Raw genomic sequence first — 522 nt, 5'->3', positions numbered from 1 at the left:
CGCAGCAACTCCCGATGGCGCGTTCCTGATGGGGCGTTGCCGCTGTTGATCACGGCCGATCGAGTATCGTCGGCTTCCTCGATTGCAGGGGAAGCCGCAGATGCCCGGTCGCCACATCAACGATCATCAGATGAGGCTTTTTATGCACTTGCGACACAGTGACGGCGTCGCGACAGCGGCTGCCAAGGCCGGGTTCAGCACGGCGACCGGATATCGCGTCGCCGGCGATCCACGGCTGCCCTCGCAGAGGGAGGCGGTCCGGGGACGACGTCGCCCCGACCCGCTGGCTGATATTTTCGACGCCGAGGTCGTACCGCTGCTGCGCGAAGCCCCGGGCCTGCGTTCGGTCGCGGTGTTCGAGGAGATGCTGCGCCGTCATCCTGATCTTGGCACCGGGATCCGGCGAACGCTCGAGCGGCGGATCCGCGACTGGCGGGCACTCCATGGTGAGGAGCAGGAGGTCATTTTCCGCCAGACCCATGAGCCTGGCCGGATGGGACTGTCGGACTTCACCGACATGGC

Annotated in this window: 1 pseudogene; it reads left to right on the top strand. The window is 65.9% G+C overall.

What is annotated here, in order from left to right:
- Positions 1 to 100 precede the first annotated feature (100 nt).
- Positions 101 to 522 (top strand): annotated as a pseudogene (locus tag QU44_RS17055) (IS21 family transposase); the annotation flags it as partial.

The sequence above is a fragment of the Sphingomonas sp. 37zxx genome (assembly GCF_000786205.1).
Taxonomy (GTDB): Bacteria; Pseudomonadota; Alphaproteobacteria; order Sphingomonadales; family Sphingomonadaceae; genus Sphingomonas.
This window is presented reverse-complemented; position numbering and strand designations above follow the sequence as displayed.